Here is a 21,255-nt window from a genome sequence, read left to right on the forward strand (position 1 = left end):
TGGGCGCATGACCACGTTGGCCGCACCGACCCGCGTGCGGACGCGCGCCCCCGGCAAGATCAACGTGTTCCTGTCCGTCGGGGCGTTGCAGGACGACGGCTACCACGACGTCGCCACGGCGTACCAGGCGGTGTCCCTGTACGAGGACGTCACCGCCGAGGCCGCCGACGACTTCTCGGTCACCTTCACGGGGCCGATCGACACGAGCACCGTGCCGGTCGACGAGTCGAACCTGGCCATCCGTGCGGCCCGGCTCGTGGCCGACGCGGCCGGACACCGCGGTGGGGTGCGGCTGACCATCGACAAGCAGGTGCCCGTCGCCGGCGGCATGGGCGGTGGGTCCGCGGACGCCGCGGCGACCCTGCTCGCCGTCGACACGCTCTGGGGCACCGCGCTCGGTCGCGAAGAGCTGCTCCGGCTCGCCGCGCAGCTCGGCGCCGACGTGCCGTTCGCCTTCGCCGGCGGCACCGCCGTGGGCACCGGCCGCGGTGACGAGCTGAGCCCCGCGCTGGCCAAGGGTGAGTTCCACTGGGTCCTCGCCCTGAGCGACGACGGGCTGAGCACCCCCGCCGTCTACCGTGCGCTCGACGAGCACCGGGAGCGGTACCGAGCCGACATCTCCCCGGCGCCGTCGCACCCCGTGGTCGAGGCCAACGTGCTGCAGGCCCTGCGCGCGGGCGACCCCGACCTGCTCGCCGACTGCGTCCACAACGACCTGCAGGCACCGGCCATGCGGCTGCAGCCCCGGCTCGCGGCGACCCTGGAACTCGGTGAGAAGTCCGGTGCCCTGGCCGGCCTGGTGTCCGGAAGCGGACCGACGGTGGCGTTCCTGGTGGGTGACCGCGACGCCGCGCTCGAACTGCAGGTCGAGCTCAGCGCCGCCGGGCTCGTCGCACTCCGTGCCACCGGCCCGGTGCACGGCGCACGCCTGGTGCACTGACCCGACGCCCCGGCGCAGCCGTCGGCGGCTGGACCGCCACCGTCAGCGGTTGGACCGCCACCGTCAGCGGCTGTACTTCCAGAGGATGACCGTCCCGGTGTGCCAGTAGCGCACGACGTGGAAGCCCTCGGCCACGAGGGTCTCGGTGACCTGCGGGCGGATGTTCCGCGACTTGCCGCCGACGAACCACACGGTGTCGATGCCGGAGATCCGCTCGGGCACGGTCGTGGCCACGTCGCCGTTGACGTTCCAGAGCTGTCCGCGTTCGGCACCGGTCTCGGCGACGGCGAGGTCGCGCATCCCGGTGAAGGCTTCGGGGTAGGAGTCGGCGATGACCTGCGCGGTGGTGCCCGGGTGCTCCCAGACGCTGCCGAAGACGACGCCCTCGTTCCGGTCGGTGCGCCGGTCCCGCTCGCGCTCGATGATGGCCGCCGCGTTCGCCCAGTGCGAGTCCTGCTTGGCGTGGGGCAGCCGGACGATCGTGCTCGTCGGTGCCGACACGAGCAGCATCCCGACGACCGCGAGCGCCAGCCACCGCCGGGGTCGGATCGCCGTGATCGCCAAGCCGATGAGCAGCGCGACGAACGGCAGGCTCAGGCTGGCGTACTTCGGGGAGTACAGGTGCTCCCCGGCCGCGGTCGCACCGACGAGCAGTGCGGTGGGCAGGATCGTCAGGGGGACGGCGACGCGCACGGCCTGCAGCCGCAGCAGGTCGCGGGCGGCCGGGGCAGGACGTCGGGCGGCACGCACGGCGAGCACGACGCCGATGATCATCAGCACCCACCCGAGCACCGCGTACGGCCAGACGGCACCGAACCAGGCGGTCGCGACGACCTGGCGCAGGGTGGCCCACCCGACTCCGGTGATCCAGCCGACCTGCTTGGCCTGCCCGGCGGCGAGGACGATGAACGGCGACACCACGAGCGCGGCCCCGACGGCGGCGACGCCCCAGCGCACGAACGCGGCGCGGTCGACCATCGGCGCAGCCACCGGACCGCTGCGCTGCGAGAGCACGGCGTCGCGCCGTGCGGCACGGTCGGCGACGGCGGTCCAGAGGAGCACGACCCCGTGCGCGACGACGGCCAGGGCCAGGTAGACGTTGAACAGCACGGCGACCACGGCGAGCAGGCCGTAGACGACCCACCACCGGGTCGCGTGGTGCCGGATCCGGGTGCGCCGGACCGCGGTGATCCCCACGAGGGTCAGCGCGACGGCGAAGGTCGTGACGGTGGCGTACGGTCGCCCCTCGGTGCCGGCCCACGCGACGCGCGGCAGGACCAGGAACACGATCCCGGAGACGACGCCGAGCCGCACGCCGCCGAGACGACGGCCGAGGGCGACGACGAGCCCGGCGGAGACCCCGATGGCCAGCGCACTCGGGAACCGCAGCGTGAACGGCGAGTACCCGACGAGCGTGAACCAGACGTGCATCACGGCGTAGTACAGGCCGTGGACGGCGTCGACGTTCTGCAGTTCGGCCCAGAGCGCCGGCCAGCTCCGCTGTGCGCTCGCGATGGTCGCGGCCTCGTCGTACCAGACCGACGGCACCCAGTTGAAGGCCGCTGCGACGACGACGCCGAGCGCACCGACGGTGATCTCGGGGGTCCGTGCGAGGGCCCGGACGGCGGCCGCGACGAGCCCCAGCGAGCGCGCGCGCGCCGACGCGTCCGACGTCGTGCGTCGGACCGGGACGGTACCGGTACGCGGGGAACTCACGCCCGCGACCGTACCGATCGGCTCTGGGGATCCGCCGCGTCCGGGCGCTGAACTCTCACATGCAGGAGTTCGGTGCGACGGGCCAGAATGACGGGATGGAACCCCTCGTCGCCCCCGCCGCCGCGCTCTCCCCGGGCCGGACGCAGCTCGGTTCGCGGACCGCCGCGCTCGCCGACGTCGGGGTCACCGGGCTGCGACGCCTGGCCACTTCGCGCGTCCTCGTCGTCGGGGCCGGCGGGCTCGGGGCCCCGGTGGTCGCGTACCTCGCCGGGATCGGTCGGCTCACGGTGGTCGACCCCGACGTGGTCGACGCCTCGAACCTGGCCAGGCAGACGCTCTTCACGGCCGCGGACGTCGGCTCGCCGAAGGCGCAGGTCGCGGTCGCCCGAGCCGTCGCGGTCGACCCCGAACTCGACGCGGTCGCCGTGGTCGCGTCGTTCACGCCGGACCTGGTCGCCGGACACGACGTCGTGGTCGACGCCGCCGACTCGGTCGTGGTCACCCGGGCCGTCTCGGACGCCTGTGCCGCGGCCGGCGTGCCGTTCGTGTGGGGCACCGTGCTCGGCCACGACGGGCAGGTCAGCGTCTTCCGCGACGCCGGGCCGGACGGCGTCGACTTCCACGACCTGCACCCCGACGCCCTGCCCGACGAGGGCTCGTGCGCCCTCGACGGCGTCGTCCCCGCACTGTGCGGCGCGGTCGGTGCGGTCATGGCGGGACAGGTCTTCGCGTTGGTCACCGGCACGGGCGACCCGCTGCTCGGACGCGTCCTGACCGTCGACGCCCGCCGGTGGCGCTGGACCGAGAGCCCCGTCCGTCGCGGGCCCGCCTCGCGTCGACCGGCACCCGCATCCGCCGTCACGACGCGGCGCATCGCGCCGTCCGCCCTGGCCGCCAGGGTGGCGGACCCGTCGGACCCGCTGGTCGTCGTCGACGTCCGGACCGACGAGGAACGCGCAGCCGGCTTGGTCGCCGGTGCCGTCACCGACGACACCGGTGCGGACGAGGTCGTCGTCTACTGCGCACGCGGGCCCCGTGCGGACGCGTGGGCGGCGCGGCAGCCGGCCGGGAGGCGCGTGGCGGTCCTCGACGGCGGCTTCGAGGCCTGGCGTCGCGAGGGGCTGCCCGTGGCGATCGAGCACCGGTCCTGACCCAGCCCACTCACCCTCACCGGGTCTGGCACCGCATCCGCGGATAGGATCGGGGGATCATGACGCAACTGCGGGTACGGGACGCTGCGGCCTTCCTCGGGATCAGTGACGACACCGTTCGACGGCTCGTCGACGGGGGCACCTTCACCCGGGCCACGGACGACGCGGGGCGAGCCGTGGTCGACGGTCGCGAGGTCGCCGCGTACGCACGGGATCGCAGCTCCGAGCTGACCGACCCTGCGTCCGCGGTGAAGAGCTCGGCGCGCAACCGCTTCGTCGGGATCGTCACCGCCCTGGTCGTCGACACCGTGATGGCGCAGGTCGAGCTGCAGTGCGGCCCGCACCGCGTGGTGTCCCTGATGAGCGCCGAGGCCGTCCGCGACCTGGGGCTCGAGGTCGGGTCCGTCGCGGTGGCGTCCGTCAAGGCCACGATGGTCGCCGTCGAGGCCGCCGCCCATCAGGAGGACCCCCGGTGATCCGTCTCCGGCCGTTCGCGGCGCTGGCCCTCGCCGCCACCGTCGCCCTCGGGCTCGCTGCGTGCACGGCTCCGGACACGGGCTCGGGGGCGTCGACCCCGGCGGGCTCCGACACCGAGGGGCCGACCGGTTCGATCACCGTCTTCGCCGCCGCGTCCCTGCAGCAGACCTTCACGACCCTGGGCAAGCAGTACGAGACCGCGCACCCCGGCGCCTCCGTCGAGTTCTCGTTCGCCGGCTCCAGCGACCTCGTCACCCAGATCCAGAACGGCGCTCCCGCCGACGTGTTCGCCGCGGCGGACCAGGCCAACATGGCGAAGCTGACCTCCGATGACCTGGTGACCGGGTCGCCGCGGGCCTTCGCCACGAACACGCTCGAGATCGCGGTCGCCCCGGGCAACCCGCGGGGCATCGGTGGCCTCGACGACCTGACGGCTCCGGGCATCCAGCTCGTCACGTGCGCCGCCCCGGTGCCGTGCGGTGCCGCGACGGCGAAGGTCGAGTCCGCATCGGGCATCGATCTCGAGCCGGTCAGCGAGGAGCAGTCCGTCACCGACGTGCTCGGCAAGGTCGAGTCCGGTCAGGCCGATGCCGGACTCGTCTACGTGACGGACGTCCGAGGGGCCGGCGGCAAGGTCGACGGCGTCCCGTTCGACGAGTCGAGCAAGGCCGTCAACACGTACCCGATCGGCGTGCTCCGGGAATCCGGGGACCCGGAGCTCGCGCAGGCGTTCTCGGAGTACGTCCGCTCCGCCGCCGGGCAGCGCGTGCTCTCCGACGCGGGCTTCGGGAAGCCCTGACCCGTGGCTCCGCGCGCTGACGGACGCCCACCGGTCGCGTGGTGGCTCCCGCTGCCCGCGGTGCTCGGCGGGCTGTTCGTCGTCGTGCCGGTGCTCGCGATGCTCGGCCGGGTGGACTGGTCGTCGTTCGTCGGGCTCGTGACCTCGGCCGCGTCACTGACCGCGCTCGGGCTCAGCCTCGGCACGGCGCTCGCGGCCACCGGCGTCGCGTTCGTCCTCGGGTACCCGCTCGCCGTGCTGTTCGCGCGGTCGGCGTCGCGCTGGGTCGGCGTCGCACGAGCCGTCGTGCTCCTGCCGCTCGTGCTGCCGCCGGTGGTCGGCGGCCTCGCGCTGCTCGCGGCCTTCGGTCGGCTCGGCGTCGTCGGGGCCTTCCTCGACGACCACGGGCTGCGCATCGCGTTCACCACGACAGCGGTGGTCATCGCGCAGACCTTCGTCGCGATGCCGTTCCTGGTGTCCTCGGTCGAGGGGGCGCTCCGCGTCGAGGGCGACCGCTACGAGCGGGTCGCCGCGACCCTGGGGGCCGGGCCGACCCGGACGTTCCTGACCGTCACGACGCCGCGGGTGCTGCCGGGGATCGTGTCGGGGCTCGTGCTCTGCTTCGCCCGGGCGCTCGGCGAGTTCGGAGCCACCCTGACCTTCGCCGGCAGTCTGCAGGGGGTCACGCGGACCTTGCCGCTCGAGGTCTACCTGCAGCGCGAGGTCGACCCGGACACCGCGGTGGCCCTGGCGGTCGTGCTCGTCGTGGTGGCCGTCGTCGTCATCGGGGCCTCGTCGTTCCGGACCCGCGGAGCCCTGACATGACGGCCGAGGGCGCGGCGGGTGTCCGGGCGCGCGTCGTCGTCGGGTCGCGGGACGTCGACGTCGCGATCGAGGTCCGCGCGGGGGAGTGCCTGGCGGTCATCGGGCCGAACGGTGCGGGCAAGTCGACGGTGCTCGAGGCCCTGGCCGGACTGCTGCCGATCGAGTCCGGGCGGATCGAACTCGACGGGGTCCAGGTCTCGAGCCCACGGCACACCGTGCCCGCGCACCGTCGTCGGATCGGACTCGTCGCGCAGCGGTCCGACCTGTTCCCGTTCCTCGACGTCGTCGGGAACGTCGCCTTCGGACCCCGAGCCGCCGGAGCCGGTCGCGCCGCGGCCCGGCAGCTCGCCCGCCACGCGCTCGACGCCGTCGGGGCCGCCGAACTGGCCACCCGCGACCCCGGAACACTCTCGGGCGGTCAGGCGCAGCGCGTCGCGATCGCCCGCGCGCTCGCCACCGACCCGGCGGTCCTGCTGCTCGACGAACCGACCTCGGCGCTCGACGTCGGCGCGCAGGACGAGGTCCGCGCGGCACTCCGGACCGCGGTCGCCGGCCGGCCCGCGGTGCTCGTCACCCACGACCCGGTCGAGGTCGTCGCCCTGGCCGACCGCGTCGTCGTGCTCGAGGGTGGACGGGTGGTCGAGCAGGGCACCCCCGCCTCCGTGCTCGGTCGTCCGACGAGTGCGTTCGCCGCGACGTTCTCCGGACTCGCGCTGGTACACGGGACCGCCACCGGGGGTGGGATCGCGATCGACGGCGTTGGCGAGCTGGCGTCGGGGGCGCACGCCGTGCCTCCCGGCCGGCCCGCCCTGGCCGCCTTCCACCCGTCGGCCGCCGTGCTGACGCGGGACGGTGCGGGAGCTGCGCGCACCGTGTCTTCGCTCGAGCCGCGCGACGGACTGGTGCGGGTGCGGGCCGGTGACCTGGTGGCGGACCTGACGCTCGCGCGGCTGACCGCGCTCGGGATCGCCCCCGGCGACGCGGTGCGCATCGACGTCCCCGCAGCCGAGGTGGCGGTCTACGCTCCCCGCGGTTGAGGAACGGGCGCCGAATCGGGCGTACCTGGTCGGATCGGGCGTACCTGGTCGGATCGGGCGTACCTGGTCGGAAGTTCGCATCAGGTATGCCCGAAAGCACCAGGCATCGCGGGCGTCCTGGGAAGGAACGTGCGCCGCTCAGCCGCCGGCGAAGGGCGGCATGACGTCGACGATCTCGACCCCGTCGAGCGAGGTCGCCCGCTCGCGCGTGGTCACGCCGTCGACCAGGTACGAGCAGCGCTCCTGCAACGCACTCCAGCGTGCCGGGTCGGCCGCGTCGATCGCGCCGAGGGCGGCCTCGATGGTGGGGCCTGTCGTGGTCAGCGAGTCGGCGCCCACGGCGGCGCGGGCAGCGGCGAAGAACCGGATCGTGGTCATGCCTCAGCCGCCGATCGCACTCATGCCACGCGTCGGGTGCACGAGCTCGTCGCTGTCGTCACCGTGGTCGCGCGGCTTCGCCCACATCGCGAGCCGCCAGAGCTCGGCGACCTGGTCGTCGTCCGCCCCGGAGCGCATCGGTCCGAGCACGTCGGTCTCCTCGTCGGAGAACAGGCAGCTGCGCACGTGGCCGTCGGCGGTCAGCCGGGTGCGGGTGCAGTCGGCGCAGAACGACTCGGTGATGCTCGCGATGATCCCGACGGTGCCGAGCGGCTCACCGGTGACGGCGTCGTGCACGCGGTACCGCTCGGCGGGGGCACCGTCGCGCGGCGCGTCGTCCGGCGTGAGCGCGAACGACGTCGCCAGCAGCGCGCGGGTCTCAGCGGCGGTGATCATCGAGGTGCGGTCCCAGGCGTGGTCGGGGTCCAGGGGCATCTGCTCGATGAACCGCAGCTCGTAGCCGCGCTCCAGACACCAGCGGAGGAGCTCCGGGGCGGCCTCGTCGTTGATGCCGCGCAGCAGCACCGCGTTCACCTTGATGTCGAGGCCGGCGTCGTGTGCGGCCGACAGCCCGGCGATCACCTTGTCGAGGAACGGGCGTCGGGTCACGGTGGTGAAGACGTCGGGGTCGACGGTGTCGAGCGACACGTTCACGCGCCGCAGTCCGGCGTCGTACAGCCCCTGGGCGCGGTGGGCGAGACCGATCGCGTTCGTGGTGAGCGAGAGCTCCGGGGCGTCGGGCAGCGCGGCGCACCGGGCGATCACGTCGACCAGGTCGTGCCGGAGCATCGGCTCGCCGCCGGTGAACCGGACCTTGCGGACGCCGAACCGCGATGAGCCGATCCGGACCAGGCGCTCGATCTCGGTCGCCGTCATCAGGGCCTCGTCGGGCGCGAACGGCAGTCCGGCCGCGGGCATGCAGTAGGTGCAGCGCAGGTTGCAGCGCTCGGTCAGCGAGACCCGCAGGTCGACGGCGCGACGCCCGAAGCGGTCGACGAGCCCAGCGGGAGCCGGGTCCACGGAGCCGGTCGTGCCGAGCAGGATCGCGGGTGCCATGGTCGTCAGCGTACGTGTTCCACACGCCGGAACGACAGCCGCTCCCACCACCGCCGCCACTCCGACCGCTCCGTGCGCAGCAGCGTGACGACCACGATGACGGCCACGGCCGCGAGCAACCACCACCGGTAGGCATCCGCTGACGGCCACACTCCGCGCAGCGCGATGGCGAGCCCGATCGAGAGCCACTCCCACCGGCCGGACAACACCACGAACGGGATGAGCAGCAGCGCGTACCAGGGGTAGCGCGGGGTCACTGCGAGGAAGGTCACGCCGATCATCAGGACCTCGCCGGACCACGGCCGTGACGGGTCGGACAGCCGCCACGCCACGAACGCGGCGGCCAGCACCAGGAGCCCGACCACCACCGTCCCCGCGTCGCCCTTGACCACGAGCGACACCAGCGCGAACCGGGAGCCGTCCTCGTAGCCCTCTTCGCTCAGGTAGCCGGGCAGGTACCCGAGCACGTCGAGCCCGGTCGTCAGCACGTAGGGCACGTAGAGCAACCCGAACACCGCGATGCCGATCGGGATCGCCCACCACGCCCGACCGCGGCCGAGCAACGGCGGGTACACGATCGCCGGGATGAGCTTCGTCGCGGTCGCGGCCCCGAGCGCGATGCCGCCCCAGATCGGTCGCCCGAACGCGACGAGCACGACACCGGCCGTGGCGAGTGCGGCTCCGACGACGTCGACGTGCGAGTTGGTGACCGCCTCGGACGCGACGAGCGGCGACCAGGCCCAGAGCGTCGCCCACCAGGTCGGCCGGCCGATCCGGCGGAGCACCAGGACGAGCCCGACGGTCACACCGAGCGACACGAGCAGCCCGGCGACCTGGAACGGCAGGTACTGCGCGCTCGCCGGCACGAAGAACCGCACGGCGGCGAACCAGAGCTGGGCCATCGGCGGGTAGATCGTCGTCACGTCGGGCCGGTTGATCGCGGTGCAGTGTCCGTCCGCACCGTCGCCGAGCCCGCGGAACCGGGGCTTGATGTCGTCGCACGTGCCGTTGACCTTCTCGGGGAACAACCAGTCGGGTCGGAGACCGGACAGTGCCGTGGACTGGGGGGTGTGCGCGTAGGGGGAGACACCGGCATGCTGGACGATGCCGTCCCACGCGTACCGAGCGGAGTCGGTGCTCGTGTTCGGCGGGCCGACCAGCGCGGCGATGCCGATCACCACCGCTCCGCCGATGACCATGGTGGTCATCCACCGGACGGGCACGAAACGCACCGCGAGCACGGCGATGACGAAGACGGTCCAAGCGATCAGCGTCCACGCAACGAATGCAGAACGATGGCCCGATCGGAGGAACCCCAGATGCGTGACGCCGACGGCGATGACGCCCGACAGGGCGAGTACCCCCACGACGGCCAGCACCGTGCCGATGCGGGCGGCGGTGCCGTCGGCCAAGGACGGTCGGAAGGCACGCAGTCGGTCGCTCATGGTCCGTCGAGGCTATCCGGCGTCCAGCGCCTGCTGCACGACGGACGAGCAGCTCTGGCGTCCCCCAACCGCAACGCCCGCTCGGCGGTGGTGCTCGGGCGCCTGCTCGGCATCGCGTTCCTGATCTGCTTCGGCACCGGGATCTACAGCCACCTGCTGCAGGAACCGCTCGGCTGGATGCGGTTCCCGACCCGTCCGACGCAGCTGTACCAGTTCACGCAGGGCCTGCACATCACGACCGGCATCGCGATCATCCCGCTGCTGCTCGCCAAGCTCAACACCGTCATGCCCGCCCTGGTGCAGGTGCCGCCGGTGCGCGGTGTGCTGCACCTGCTCGAGCGGCTGTCGATCGCGGTGCTCGTGTCCGCGTCGATCATCCAGGTCGTCACCGGACTGCTCAACACCTACCAGTGGTACCCGTGGCCGTTCCCGTTCCGGCAGGTGCACAACGCGATGGCCTACGTGATCATCGGGTCGCTGGTCATCCACATCGCCGCGAAGCTGCCGGTGATCGCCCGCTACTGGCGGAAGCGCGACTCCTACGACGCGCACGGCCGGTTCGTCGCGGATCCCGCTTCCGGCAGTGAACTGCTCCCACCAGGCCGGGAGGCCCGACATGGGGCTGCCCCGAGCGCTGCGGTCTCCGAGACCGCCGGGTCCACCGCCCCCGGCCTGCTGGGCCGCGTGTTCCGCTGGATCGACGGCGTCGACGCCGCCCCGAGCGGCGGCGCCGAGTCTCGGCCCACCGGACCGGAATCGGCCCCGGAAACCCGCGAGGTGGCCGAGGAGCCGAGTCTCGGCCAGCCGGAGGCCGATGCGGCGGAGCCGAGCGGGGCCTCCAGGCGGACGCCGGACGCAGCTGTCGGACGACGTGAGCGGATCGCCCGACGCGGGTTCTTCGCCGGCGTGACGGCGGCGACCGTGGGTGTCGTCGCGCTCACGGCGGGACAGTCCTCGAAACTCGCCGAACCGTTGAACGTCTTCGGCGCCCGCGGCCGCGGCATCGGTTCGCACGGTCTGCCGGTCAACCGCACCGCGCGTGCCGCCGGCGTGCTCGCCAGCGCGACCGCCGCCGACTGGACGCTCACCGTCGTCGGCCACGACGTGAGCCGCACCTTCGTGCGAGCCGAACTCGTCGCGCTCGGCACCGCGCAGGTCGACCTGCCGATCTCGTGCGTCGAGGGGTGGAGCCAGATGGCCACCTGGAAGGGCGTGCGGATGCGCGACCTGCTCGACGCCGTGCAGGCGCCACAGGGGTCGCACGTGCGGGTGACGAGCCTGGAGCGGCACGGCGGCTACCGGATCATGGACATGGGTCCGGAGTACGCCGAGGACCCGACGACGCTCATCGCCCTCGAGCTGAACGGTGCGACGCTCGACCTGGACCACGGGTTCCCGGCGCGGATCATCGCTCCGGGGCGGCCCGGTGTGCTGCAGACCAAGTGGATCGAGAAGATCGAGGTGCTCCGGTGAAGGCCGCGCGGATCGTGCTCGTGGTGATCGGCGTGCTGGTCATCGCGTTCGGGGCGTCCGTGCTCGTGACGTCCGTCAAGCCGAACCGCATCGGCGGGCTCGGGGTGTGGCTGCTGGCGGCGGTGGTGCTGCACGACGCGGTCCTGTCGCCGTTCGTGGTCGGTGCCGGGCTGCTGCTGCGTCGGGCCGGACGCTCGCTGCGGGCCTGGGTGCTCGTCGTCGTGCAGGCGGCGATCGTGCTCGGCAGCGTGCTCGCCCTGGTGGTCCTGCCGGAGATCGCGGCCAAGGACCACGGGCAGAAGAACCCCACCGTGCTGCCGTTCGACTACGGTACGCGGCTGCTGCTCGTCGAGGGGGCGTTGCTCGTCGTCGTGGTGGTGGTGCTCGTGGTCGGGGTGGTGCTGGCCCGTCGGCGTCCGTCCGGTCCGTCTGGTTCGTCCGGTCCGTCTGGTTCGTCCGGTCCGTCCGGTCCGTCCCGTCCGTCTGGTCCGTCCGGTCCGTCTGGTTCGTCCGCCGTGCGCACCACTGGTTGACGGGACAACCTTTCGGTATGATCAGGTCATGACCGACGAGACCCCGTGGCTCACCCGCGAGCAACTGCGCGCGTGGATGAAGCTCGTCGCCGTCATGGAACTCCTGCCGGCGGCGCTCGACCAGCAGCTGCAGCGCGACGCCGACCTGACGCACTTCGACTACATGGTCATCGCGATGCTCTCCGAGACCGACACCCGGACCCTGCGGATGTCGGCGCTCGCCTCGGCCACGAACGCCTCGTTGCCGCGGCTGTCGCACGTGGTGTCCCGCCTCGAGAAGCGGGGGCTCGTGACCCGGTGCCCGTCGACCTCCGACCGCCGGGCCACCGACGTCCGCCTGACCGACGCCGGCTACGCCACCATCGTCGAGGCTGCTCCGGACCACGTCCGCACCGCCCGCCGGGTGGTCATCGACGCGCTCTCCGACGAGCAGGTCGCGCAGCTCGACGGCATCGCGGCCTCGCTCCTGACACGGCTCGACCCCGAGGGGCGCTTCGCGGCGCTCACCTACCCGCGCGAGGACGACGACACCGCGATCTGCGAGGCTCGGTTGACGGGAACGGCGTCCGACTGACGCCGGTCGTGGCCCTCGTCACGCTCGCTCGGCTGTGCCCGTCACTGCAATAGGCTCGCCGCATGACCGACCCCGCCGCGCCGTCCGACACGTACTCCTACCTCGGACCCGCCGGCACCTTCACCGAGGCGGCCCTGAAGCTCGTCGAGGCCGCCGCCGGCAAGCCCTGGCGGAGCGTCAACAACGTCGGTGAGGCCCTGGACGACGTCATGTCCGGCCGGTCGATCGGGGCCGTCATCGCGATCGAGAACAGCGTCGACGGCGGGGTCAGCGCCACGCAGGACGCCCTGGCCAGGATCCCCGGCGTGCGGATCGTGGGGGAGTACCTGGTCCCCGTCGACTTCGTGCTCGTCGCCCGACCCGGCACGACCCTGGCCGACGTCCGCACGGTGAACGCACACCCCGTCGCCTACGCGCAGACCCACAACTGGCTCGAGACCAACCTGCCCGGCCACGGCCACATCCCGGCGTCGTCGAACGTCGCCGCGGCGCTCGCCCTGCTCGAAGCGAACCCGACCGCCGACGCCGCCGTCGCGCCGCCCGGCATCACCGACCACCACGACGTCGTCGTGCTCGCATCGTCGATCGGTGACAACGCCTCGGCGGTCACCCGGTTCGTCCTGGTGTCCAAGACCCTCGCCCTGCCCGAGCCGACCGGCGCCGACAAGACCAGTGTCATCGTCGAGCTGCCCGCCGACCACCCCGGCGCCCTGGTCGACATGCTCGAGCAGTTCGCGACGCGGGGCATCAACATGGGGCTGCTGTCGTCGCGCCCGATCGGGGACGAGCTCGGCCGCTACCGGTTCGTCATCGACCTCGACGGGCACGTGCGCGACGAGCGGGTGGCGGACGCGCTGCTCGGCCTGCGTCGGTTCAGCCCGCGCGTGACGTTCCTCGGGTCGTACCCGCGTGCCGACGGTGCCCGCCCCGAGGTGCCCGCGCGCTACTCGGACGCCGCGTTCGTCGAGGCGCGCGACTGGCTGCGGGCCATCGTGTCGGGCGAGCCCGGGGCGCGGTAGCGCGGCGCGGTGGGGCGCGGCGCGGCGCGGTGCGGCGCGGCGCGGTGAAGCCGTGTGATGCGAGGTTCCGTAGTCCGTGGGAGCCCGCGGCCATCGCACGGACTACGGAACCTCGCACGGGGCGTCCGGAGCCCGAGCGACAGGGTCAGGGCACCTGGCGCGAGCCGTGGCGGTCGTCCGCCGGGTCCGGCACGCGCACGGAGAGTCCCATCGGGTCGATCCGCGAGCGGAAGGCGATGACCTCGCCCACCGGGTCGCCGTCGATCTCGAACTCGTCGGGTCGCTCGAGCCGTGCCGTGAACTCCTGCCCGCGCAGGTAGCGCAAGGGGCGTTCCTCGCGGGACTTCGAGACGATCTTCTGGCCGACGGCGGTCTTGCCGAGGGTCGAACGACGGAAGGCCCGCAGGATCCCGTTCTCCCAGAACACCCGGGCGCCGATCCGAACCCAGCCGAAGAACCCGCGCGGACGCATGACGGCGATGTCGAACACGCCGTCGTCGATCTCGGCGTCCGGTAGCAGGATCGCGCCGGCCTGCAGCATGCCGCAGTTGCCGACGATCAGGGAGTGCGCCCGGAGCGAGCGGTTGCCGTCGTCGTCGAGCTGGTACCGGAACTCGAACGCGTTCGCGTCGCGGACCGACCGGAACAGGGAGTCGACGTACGCCAGCCAGCCCACCTTCTTCTTCAGCTCGGGACGGGTGTTCACGAGCATCCGGGCGTCGAGCCCGAGGCCCGCCATCACCAGGAAGCCGAAGCGTTCGCGCTCACCGCCGGGGCGCTCGACCTTGAGCATGCCGAAGTCGATCTTGCGGTCGTCGCCGTGGAAGATCGTTCGGACGCTCGCGCCGAGGTCGTCGAGGGGCAGCTTCATGTTGCGGGCGAGCAGGTTTCCGGTGCCGCTCGGCAGCAGTGCGAGGGTCGAGCCGGCCTCGTGCACGACCTCGGCGACCGCGCGGACCGTGCCGTCACCACCGGCCGCGGCGACGACGTCGGCACCGGCCTCGATCGCGGCGCGGGCCATGCCGCCGCCCGGGTCCTGTTCCGACGTCTCGAACCACAGGGTGTCGGCCCAGCCGGCTTCCTGCTGCTGTTCTTCGACGGTGCGCTTGAGGGTCGGCAGGTGGACCTTGACCGGGTTGTAGACCACCGCGGCCGTCCGCTGCTCGGTGGGGAGGGCGTCCTGATCCGCGGGCGCGGTCTCCGAAGGGGTCGACATGCCTCCACGCTACCGATCGAGGCTGCGTGCGGTTGCCCCCGTCTAGGATGGGGCGGTGATCGATCCACAGCTGCTTCGCGACAACCCGGACGTCATCAAGGCTTCACAGCAGGCGCGCGGTGCCTCCGTGGCCGTCGTCGACGAAGCCGTCGCCGCTGATTCCGCCCGCCGCAGTGCGATCACCTCGTTCGAGTCGCTCCGCGCCGAGCAGAACGCCTTCGGCAAGACCGTCGCCAAGGCCCCGAAGGACGAGAAGGCCGCGCTCGTGCAGCAGGCGCAGGCGCTCGCCGCGAAGGTCAAGGAGGCGCAGGCCACCGTCACCGCGGCCGAGGACACCTTCAACACCGTCGTCCGCGGCATCCCGAACGTCGTGCTCCCCGGGGTGCCCGAGGGCGGCGAGGACGACTTCGTCACGCTCCGCACCGTCGGCACCAAGCCCGAGTTCGACTTCGAGCCGAAGGACCACGCCGACCTCGGCGAGCACCTCGGCATCATCGACATCCCGCGTGGTGTGAAGGTCTCCGGGTCGCGCTTCTACTTCCTGCGCGGCATGGGCGCCCGGCTCGAGATCGCGCTGATGTCGCTCGGCCTCGATCGTGCCATCGCCGCCGGCTTCGAGCCGCTCATCACCCCGACGCTCGTCCGCCCCGAGACGATGGCCGGCACCGGCTTCCTCGGTGAGCACGCTGCCGAGGTCTACCGGCTCGAGGCCGACGACCTGTACCTGACCGGCACGAGCGAGGTCGCCCTCGCCGGGTACCACGCGGACGAGATCCTGCAGTTCCCGTCCGAGGACGACCCGGCCCTCCGCTACGCCGGCTGGTCGACCTGCTACCGGCGCGAAGCCGGGTCGGCGGGCAAGGACAACCGCGGCATCCTCCGGGTGCACCAGTTCAACAAGCTCGAGATGTTCGCCTACGTGCACCCGGACCAGGCCGAGGCCGAGCACGAGCGCCTCGTCGCCCACCAGGAGCAGATGCTCCAGGACCTCGGGCTCCACTACCGCGTGATCGACGTCGCCGCCGGTGACCTCGGCACGAGCGCGGCGAAGAAGTACGACATCGAGGCGTGGGTCCCGACGCAGGGCACGTTCCGCGAGCTCACCTCGACATCGAACTGCACGACGTTCCAGGCCCGCCGCCTCGACATCCGGTACCGCACCGAGAGCGGCAAGACCGCTCCGGTCGCCACCCTGAACGGCACCCTCGCCACCACCCGCTGGATCGTCGCGATCCTCGAGACCCACCAGCAGGCGGACGGTTCCGTGGTCGTGCCCGAGGTCCTGCGCCCCTACCTCGGTGGCGTCGAGGTGATCGAGCCCCGATGAGCACCCAGGGACGGTTCGTGGACGGCACCTCGCAGGGCGCGGGCAGCGACGCGCCCGCCCGCACCAAGCGCTGGCTGGTCGCGCTCGACATCGACGGCACCACCATGCGTGAGGACGGTGTCATCACCGAGGCAGTCGTCGCCGCCGTCCGTGACGCCGAGGCCGCCGGCCACGAGGTCATGCTCTCTACCGGCCGCAGCGAGGGCATGACCGTGCCCCTGCTCGAGACCCTCGGCATCCGGCCGAAGTACCTGGTGTGCGCGAACGGTGCGCTCATCCTGGCCCGCCGCGCCGACGGCTCCTACGTGCGCGAACACGTCGAGCGGTTCGACCCGTCCGAGGTGCTGCAGACCATCCACGGAGCGCTCGAGAACGCGGCGTTCGGCGTCGAGGACGAGACCGGGCACTTCCTGTTGTCCGGCAACTTCCCCGACGACACGATGACGGTGGAGGGCGAGCACGTGCCGTTCGAGCAGCTGCTCGGCGTCGAGGCCACCCGCGTCGTCGTCATCTCGCCCGGCCATGACACCGAGGACTTCCTGCAGATCGTCGAGCAGATGGGCCTGCACAAGGTCTCGTACTCCGTCGGCTGGACGTCGTGGCTCGACATCGCTCCCGAGGGCGTGACGAAGGCCACCGCGATGGAGCGCGTGCGCGAGTGGCTCGACATCCCGCGTTCCCGCGTCTTCGCCGCGGGCGACGGCCGCAACGACATCGACATGCTCCGCTGGGCCTCGACCTCCGGCCGCGGGGTCGTCATGGGCCAGGCCCCCGACGACGTCGTCGACGCCGGCAACGAGCTCACCGGTGGCATCACCGACGACGGCCTGGCAGCGGCGCTCGACTCCCTGCCCCGCTAGTCCGCGCTCGCGCGCACCCCTGCCTGGAGGCCCGGGTAGACTTCCCGGGACGCGATCACGTCTCGCCACGTGGTCGCGTCACTGGAGGGTTGTCCGAGCGGCCGATGGAGCCTGTCTTGAAAACAGGTGGGCAGAGATGTCTCGTGGGTTCGAATCCCACACCCTCCGCGATGGCACCTTTCGGAATCACGAAGGTGTCTTTTTACGATTTTTCCTGCCGATCCGCGTGCTTGCGCGGTTCTGCGGCGGGCTTTCCCGCGCAGACGGGTGAGTTCCCACGGAGCTTTTCCGTGCGCGCCAAGCTTGCCCGTGCTCTTGTAGGACAGGCATCGGCCGGGCTGACCTGGGGTTTTCTTGCCCACCGGATGTGGGTGTCAGCCGTATGCAAGTTTGCGGTGCGGGCTGGACTCGACGGAGTCTTCTGGTCGGTGTCACAGGGGCTCGTTCGTCGACGAGGCGAGACGGAATCCACGACCGGGAGCGTGTCGGGCCGGGCCGAGGACGTCGTCGGCGTTGTCCTCCGCATGGCGCCGTTCGAGCAGCGATGCGGCGTGGAGGTGCTCGATACGTCTGCTGCTCGGTTGGCTGGTGTGTTGCCGAAGCGAGGGCGCGTGTGGTCCCCGGACGCCCGCTCCGCGGCCCCTTGTGATTCCGGGTCTGGCGGTCGCCGACGCGCTTTCGTTCGAGCGTTGCGTGCGGACGGCGTTCGTCTGTTCGGAGACCGTGTGGTGCCGGTCGATGGTGATGTGCGGGCCGCGCTTCGACGGCAGTGGGCGACGCAGCACGCGCAGTGGCGCAGTCGCGAGCGGGCCGCTCTCGAAGTGTTGGATGCGGGTCTTGATCTCCGGGTGTGGGGTCACGGGGATTCGATCGACCCAGCGAAGGTGCGGCCGAGGTTCGTGCTCGTATCCGAGGTGGAATCAGCGGACGCCGCTCTCTGGCGGTGGGTAGTTCTCGGAGCGGGTGTTCCGGTGCGCAGGGGGACGAGGCGTCGACTGCGCGTGCTCGTGGTGGACGACGGCCACGACGGCCGTCTGATCGGCGTGCTGGGCGTCGGCGAAGCGTTCGAGCGTCAGCCGTTGCTGCACGCTTGGTGCGGCATCGATGGTGGTGCCACCGGACCGGACCGCGCGTGGCTGTTGCACTCATTCGAAGCGGTAGGACCCTACGCCGGCATGTTCGGTCGGAAGCTCCTGGCTGCCCTCGCCACGAGTGCGGAGTTCCACGAGCTGATCCGCGAGCAGTCCGGCTCGGGTGGGCATGGGTCGCTGTGCGCGATGAGGGGCCCGGGATCGCAGCCGACGATCGCGTTCGCGTGTTCGACCGGTTCTTCCGAAGCCGCGAGGAGCAGCAACGCTTCCCGGGTACCGGTCTCGGTCTGTCGATCGCGCGGCAGATCGTCGAAAGCCACGAAGGCAGATTGCGATTGACGAGCCGAGGCGCGGCGGGATCAACGTTCACGTTGTGGCTGCCGGAACGCGCGATGCTCGGAGCCCGTGTCCGAAGTGAAGAGCCACCCACCGGCGATCCGCTTTCCTGACGGGCGCGGCATCCTGCCCCAAGATGCGAACGGAGAGGCTCGATCGTGCGCCCATTCAGCATCGCGAGGGCCACGTCTGCGGTGCTCGGGCCCGCTGCCGCCTGACGGCAGTCGGAGGTGCTCCGACAGGACGGTGGCGGCCTTTGTCCGCACTCATCACCAGTTCCGGGCACTGCCTTCTCCTGGCCCCCATCCGAAGCCGCCCCTGCCCCGCGGTGCTGTACCCACCGAGAATCTGTTTAGGCTGATGCGATGGATTCTGAGGACGTCGACGCTGCCTGGTTCGCTGCCTTTATGGAGAAGGAGCGCGACAAGCTCCTGCAAATCCAGGGCCGAGAGGAGCTGCGTCGGGGTCGTGCCGTACTCATCGAGGCGGCCGGAGCACTGGATGCCATCGTTGTCGCCCGAGGAGGCGTGGCCGCTTCGATCGATGACGCCTTCACCCCTTCTGAGACACTCCCGCCATCCAGTTTGATCCGAACGCAACTGCGCCTCGCGCTGCACTATCTCCAGACCGCGGACACCGATCCCGCTCCCAGCCTGTCGTCGTTTGTTGTGCTCCGCGTGGCAATCGAATGTATTGCGACCGGCCATTGGCTTATGCCGTCAAATCGCCGGGAAGCAATCCTTCGCGCTCTGAAGCGCATGTGGTGGGACACGCAGAGTGCGGCCGAGATGGCAGCCGTTGCCGACGGACGTTCGGATCCGTCCGAGGTGCAGGCGCTCAGAGAAAAACTCGCAGCGATTGTCGGACCGATGAAGCGTGTCGACCTCGATTCCGTCACCGGAAGTCAGCGTCCGCAGCTCTCCGGAATAGTGCGCGAGGCAAGCCGGTCGCTGCGCGAGGAGAATCCGACTGTCCTGCAGTCGGCGTGGATGCTGTGCGCCGCCCTCTCGCACGGCAACGTACCGGTGTCGGCCGGCGTCGGGATGGCGCCAGCGCTCATACAAGATCCCTCCCAGCACCTGATCAACCTGCCGGTGTTCGCCTCGGTCTGGTCGGTGGTCGTGGACGACTTCAGCACCGCTGTGCGCATGTTCGAGAAGTACGCGACGACGCAACACCAACATCAGGGCTCGAAAGACGCAGCGTCATCCTGAACCCTCAGCTCCGGAAGCGTCCGACGATGCTCCTGGCCGATCTTCTGGGGAGTTGAGGGTCGGATCCCGCGCCCATAGATAAGGTGCCGCGTTCAGGCGGAAGCACTGGGTGCGGCTGCATCCCGAGTTTGGGCGACGGACATCTGCGCGGTCGATCCTGTTGGCACGTCGACGACGTCCTTCGCCACCGAGTTGCCTCGCGGCTCCCCAGTTCTCACCAGCAACGAGATCGAATTCAACCCGCTGGCCGCGACGTCCAGCAGCGACGGCACGGAGCTGGCAGGAACAGGCCACACCGGGCCCGGCTGACTCGACCTGTCGCACGAACACAGCGCCGCGTGTCGACACGTTCGGGGGAGGACGCGCAGCAGAATAGTCCTGTGGATCCTTCAGCTGTGGTTGTCGACACGAACGTCTACGGCTCGAACGGCGAGTTCCGGGCGGGTTCGTTCGCCGCCGACGCCCGCCTCTGCGAAGCGAACGAGGTCGACGTCTGGGTTCCCGAAGTGGTCGTGTGGGAATGGGCAGAGCACGCGCACACGCGAGCAGTCACTGCTCACACGGCTTCGACGCGCGCCTGGTCGGTCTTGAAGGATGCGAACGTCCGCGGTCTCGAATGGGTGGTACCCGATGTCGACCGGCTCGTAGACGGGATTCGCTCCGCCATCGAAGCGCACCCTAACGCCCACATCGTCGATTGCGAGCCCGACAACGCGTTGCTCGCATTGCGGGATCAGGTCCTGCAGCAGGGCGCAGGTTCCAAGAAGGAGGGGATTAAAACCGGGGCGGCTGACTCTGCGTGGTTGCGGGACGTGGCATCGCAGAACGGGGGCGACCTCGACGGCCTCCTCATCCTTACAGGAGACCGCTCTGCCGTCGAGGGAGTGTGTGCGAGGGAGGCGTGGTCGACTCCTCAGATCGCGCCGTCGTTGCGGGTAGTGGCGCCCGACTTCGCGTGGGTCAAAGTTCCATCGGCATCCGAGCTGGCGACCCTCAACGCGAACCTCACTGCTTCTCTGCCCTGGCCAGCCGCCTTCGACGACAGAGCAGCCGTCGAGGTCGACCTCACTGCAGTCGATGTCTCGACCGTTCCCATCGAGATCACCGATGAGGACGATTTCTTCCTCTACAGAGACATCCGGACGGAGGTGACACTCAGTCAGGTGTACGAAATCCTCACGGTGAGCGAGCCCCAAATCTCCACCGATGGTCACCTCCTCACAGCGCATATCGACGGTGTTGCCGAAGTTTGGGCGCAGGAGCCCACGATGGATCGCGACGGGGTGCTTGCCTGGACCACCGTCGATCACGAAGCTGCGGTGAGTTTTGATGTCGCCGTGCGCCTCGGCGCCGACGGGCGGATCGTGTCGATCACCGGCTCCTGATGGGCGTCCGTCATCCAAAACGGACCATCTGCGAGATCCGAGGGTCGTGCGACCCGCAGGGAATGGCCGTCCTCGAGACCGATACCCCCCACTCGCGCGCCCTCATCCGTGAGCACCACCGTCGAGTCCACCAACGCGTCAGAATGACGCGCACGCAACGTGGCGTCTCTGCCACCGTCTAGAAGGCCAACGGTACGGAGGGGGACGAACCCTCAACTCAAGAGACAATTGATCGGCATCGCGCCGTCTTCGCCCCCAAGGCGATCTCAACGAGCGGCGCGCCGGTGGGTCTGCCCCGGCGCTAACCATACGTCGAGTGTCGAATGCGGAACGCGAATGCAAACGCGATCGACATGAATCATGACATTGGGTAACTCGGCTGTCCCGCATCGCGCTGCAAAATCCTGATCAGCGCCCGACTCTT

At 71.0% G+C, this 21,255-nt stretch carries 20 protein-coding genes and 1 tRNA gene; 16 read left to right on the top strand and 5 right to left on the bottom strand.

From position 1 onward, the window contains the following. Positions 1 to 7 precede the first annotated feature (7 nt). The gene (locus DEJ35_RS12590) at positions 8 to 940 is read left to right on the top strand and encodes a 4-(cytidine 5'-diphospho)-2-C-methyl-D-erythritol kinase (RefSeq protein WP_111091133.1); all 933 of its coding nucleotides are present in this window, start codon (positions 8 to 10) and stop codon (positions 938 to 940) included. A gap of 63 nt (positions 941 to 1,003) precedes the next feature. On the opposite strand, the gene DEJ35_RS12595 is transcribed toward DEJ35_RS12590, so the two are convergent. Beyond that, positions 1,004 to 2,656, bottom strand: a complete 1,653-nt coding sequence (locus tag DEJ35_RS12595) for a glycosyltransferase family 39 protein (RefSeq protein ID WP_111192855.1) — start codon at positions 2,654 to 2,656, stop codon at positions 1,004 to 1,006. A 95-nt stretch (positions 2,657 to 2,751) separates the two neighbouring features. Between DEJ35_RS12595 and DEJ35_RS12600 the strand changes: the two genes are divergently transcribed. From DEJ35_RS12600 to DEJ35_RS12620, 5 genes are read left to right on the top strand one after another with little or no spacing between them, the layout of a single operon-like run. Then, complete coding sequence (locus DEJ35_RS12600) at positions 2,752 to 3,807, top strand: ThiF family adenylyltransferase (protein WP_181435577.1); 1,056 nt, start codon at positions 2,752 to 2,754, stop codon at positions 3,805 to 3,807. A 59-nt stretch (positions 3,808 to 3,866) separates the two neighbouring features. Further along, the gene (locus DEJ35_RS12605) at positions 3,867 to 4,283 is read left to right on the top strand and encodes a molybdopterin-binding protein (protein ID WP_111192857.1); all 417 of its coding nucleotides are present in this window, start codon (positions 3,867 to 3,869) and stop codon (positions 4,281 to 4,283) included. Further along, positions 4,280 to 5,083, top strand: coding sequence for a molybdate ABC transporter substrate-binding protein (gene modA / locus DEJ35_RS12610; protein WP_375342442.1), 804 nt, complete (start codon positions 4,280 to 4,282; stop codon positions 5,081 to 5,083). The genes DEJ35_RS12605 and modA overlap by 4 nt, the downstream gene beginning before the upstream one ends. 3 nt (positions 5,084 to 5,086) lie before the next feature. Further along, complete coding sequence (locus tag DEJ35_RS12615) at positions 5,087 to 5,887, top strand: ABC transporter permease (RefSeq protein ID WP_111122913.1); 801 nt, start codon at positions 5,087 to 5,089, stop codon at positions 5,885 to 5,887. Further along, positions 5,884 to 6,924, top strand: coding sequence for an ABC transporter ATP-binding protein (locus tag DEJ35_RS12620; RefSeq protein ID WP_111192858.1), 1,041 nt, complete (start codon positions 5,884 to 5,886; stop codon positions 6,922 to 6,924). The genes DEJ35_RS12615 and DEJ35_RS12620 overlap by 4 nt, the downstream gene beginning before the upstream one ends. A 138-nt stretch (positions 6,925 to 7,062) precedes the next feature. Here DEJ35_RS12620 and DEJ35_RS12625 read toward each other — a convergent pair whose 3' ends face one another. From DEJ35_RS12625 to DEJ35_RS12635, 3 genes are read right to left on the bottom strand one after another with little or no spacing between them, the layout of a single operon-like run. After that, entirely contained in the window at positions 7,063 to 7,302 is a 240-nt protein-coding gene (locus DEJ35_RS12625) for a MoaD/ThiS family protein (RefSeq protein WP_111122915.1), read from the bottom strand. A 3-nt stretch (positions 7,303 to 7,305) separates the two neighbouring features. Beyond that, positions 7,306 to 8,358, bottom strand: coding sequence for a GTP 3',8-cyclase MoaA (gene moaA / locus DEJ35_RS12630; RefSeq protein WP_111192859.1), 1,053 nt, complete (start codon positions 8,356 to 8,358; stop codon positions 7,306 to 7,308). Between the two features lie 5 nt (positions 8,359 to 8,363). Then, positions 8,364 to 9,803 carry a glycosyltransferase 87 family protein gene (locus DEJ35_RS12635; protein ID WP_111192860.1) on the bottom strand — a complete coding sequence of 480 codons (1,440 nt, stop codon included), beginning with the start codon at positions 9,801 to 9,803 and terminating at the stop codon, positions 8,364 to 8,366. A gap of 87 nt (positions 9,804 to 9,890) precedes the next feature. On the opposite strand from DEJ35_RS12635, the gene DEJ35_RS12640 reads away from it, so the two are divergent. The 4 genes from DEJ35_RS12640 to pheA all read left to right on the top strand — a co-directional run bounded on the left by DEJ35_RS12640 (position 9,891) and on the right by pheA (position 13,402). Continuing rightward, positions 9,891 to 11,276: a molybdopterin-dependent oxidoreductase gene (locus tag DEJ35_RS12640; RefSeq protein ID WP_111192861.1), complete on the top strand. Its 1,386-nt coding sequence runs from the start codon at positions 9,891 to 9,893 to the stop codon at positions 11,274 to 11,276. Continuing rightward, complete coding sequence (locus DEJ35_RS12645) at positions 11,273 to 11,809, top strand: hypothetical protein (protein ID WP_111192862.1); 537 nt, start codon at positions 11,273 to 11,275, stop codon at positions 11,807 to 11,809. The genes DEJ35_RS12640 and DEJ35_RS12645 overlap by 4 nt, the downstream gene beginning before the upstream one ends. A gap of 28 nt (positions 11,810 to 11,837) precedes the next feature. After that, entirely contained in the window at positions 11,838 to 12,383 is a 546-nt protein-coding gene (locus tag DEJ35_RS12650) for a MarR family winged helix-turn-helix transcriptional regulator (protein WP_110862455.1), read from the top strand. A gap of 62 nt (positions 12,384 to 12,445) precedes the next feature. After that, positions 12,446 to 13,402, top strand: a complete 957-nt coding sequence (pheA, locus tag DEJ35_RS12655; RefSeq protein ID WP_111122919.1) for a prephenate dehydratase — start codon at positions 12,446 to 12,448, stop codon at positions 13,400 to 13,402. A gap of 145 nt (positions 13,403 to 13,547) precedes the next feature. On the opposite strand, the gene DEJ35_RS12660 is transcribed toward pheA, so the two are convergent. Next, positions 13,548 to 14,618, bottom strand: coding sequence for a diacylglycerol kinase family protein (locus DEJ35_RS12660; protein WP_110862422.1), 1,071 nt, complete (start codon positions 14,616 to 14,618; stop codon positions 13,548 to 13,550). Positions 14,619 to 14,673: 55 nt separating this feature from the next. On the opposite strand from DEJ35_RS12660, the gene serS reads away from it, so the two are divergent. From serS to DEJ35_RS12690, 6 genes are all read left to right on the top strand, one after another. Then, positions 14,674 to 15,945 carry a serine--tRNA ligase gene (gene serS, locus DEJ35_RS12665; RefSeq protein ID WP_111192863.1) on the top strand — a complete coding sequence of 424 codons (1,272 nt, stop codon included), beginning with the start codon at positions 14,674 to 14,676 and terminating at the stop codon, positions 15,943 to 15,945. Continuing rightward, positions 15,942 to 16,805, top strand: coding sequence for an HAD family hydrolase (locus DEJ35_RS12670; RefSeq protein ID WP_111122920.1), 864 nt, complete (start codon positions 15,942 to 15,944; stop codon positions 16,803 to 16,805). Before serS ends, DEJ35_RS12670 begins: the two co-directional genes overlap by 4 nt. Before the next feature lie 83 nt (positions 16,806 to 16,888). Further along, positions 16,889 to 16,973, top strand: a tRNA-Ser gene (locus DEJ35_RS12675). 1,102 nt (positions 16,974 to 18,075) lie between these two features. After that, positions 18,076 to 18,345 (top strand): ATP-binding protein, encoded by a 270-nt coding sequence (locus DEJ35_RS17720; protein ID WP_220036896.1) that lies wholly within the window; start codon positions 18,076 to 18,078, stop codon positions 18,343 to 18,345. 252 nt (positions 18,346 to 18,597) lie between these two features. After that, positions 18,598 to 19,446 (top strand): hypothetical protein, encoded by an 849-nt coding sequence (locus DEJ35_RS12685; protein WP_111192865.1) that lies wholly within the window; start codon positions 18,598 to 18,600, stop codon positions 19,444 to 19,446. Between the two features lie 395 nt (positions 19,447 to 19,841). After that, positions 19,842 to 20,831, top strand: a complete 990-nt coding sequence (locus DEJ35_RS12690) for a hypothetical protein (protein ID WP_111192866.1) — start codon at positions 19,842 to 19,844, stop codon at positions 20,829 to 20,831. Positions 20,832 to 21,255 lie beyond the last annotated feature (424 nt).

This window comes from Curtobacterium sp. MCPF17_051 (assembly GCF_003234595.1).
GTDB lineage: Bacteria > Actinomycetota > Actinomycetes > Actinomycetales > Microbacteriaceae > Curtobacterium > Curtobacterium flaccumfaciens.